Source organism: Bartonella sp. AP57NXGY (assembly GCF_042195805.1).
Lineage (GTDB): Bacteria > Pseudomonadota > Alphaproteobacteria > Rhizobiales > Rhizobiaceae > Bartonella.
On the sequence record NZ_JBHIOZ010000472.1, the window covers coordinates 1 to 789 of the forward strand.

Annotated in this window: 1 protein-coding gene; it reads right to left on the reverse strand. The window is 34.3% G+C overall.

From position 1 onward, the window contains the following. Positions 1–789, reverse strand: a 789-nt coding sequence (locus tag ACFIL8_RS12840; RefSeq protein WP_375689916.1) for an MFS transporter, incomplete at both ends; no start/stop codon positions are given.

Here is a 789-nt window from a genome sequence, read left to right on the forward strand (position 1 = left end):
AAGAGCCCAACTCGAAAGTCCAAATCCAATCATAAAGTAAACAGGAAAAACAACAAAATTGTGTGTATTAACAGATAAAATAGCGAGGCCAATAGCCATAAAAGCTAATAAAATGGCTAATGTTTTCCTGATAGATAAAACTTTACAAAGAAGTGGTGAAAAAAACGCACCTGTCAATACGCCCATAGAATAAAGCACCTCAAATATTGCAAAGATCCTGCTATCCGCATGTAAAACCTCTTGTATATAAGGAACGAGAATAACAGGAATGGTCATCAAAAGAGTCATAATAATCATCTGGCTTATATAAGGTACAAAAAGAGCCGGCTTCTGTTTAAAATAATGAAGGGATGCTGTATAATTTTCCCACCAATTTTGCTGGTTTTGATTTTTAGATTTTCGGTTTTTAGGTACCTTCATTGCAAAATTAAATAAACCAGCAAGGATAAAGAATATACCACCTATTAGAAGAGTTCCTTTTGTTCCTGCATAGGATAGTATAAATCCACTTAAGCCCATACCTACGATAGTGCCAAATTCATAAACCATATCGATGGTCGCATTTGCATTGATGAGCTGTTCCTTCAGCACAATACTTTGAATTAAAGAAATAGCTGATGGCATATAAAAAGGAATAAAAATACCCAAAAGAGCAGATAAGACCATCAATTCAATTTCTATACCAAAATGCCAAAGCATTACCCAGCCCACGATTACCAAACCTCTCACAAGATTTGAAATAATAATCTGCGTTTTACGGTTATATTTATCTGCCAATATGCCAAAAAT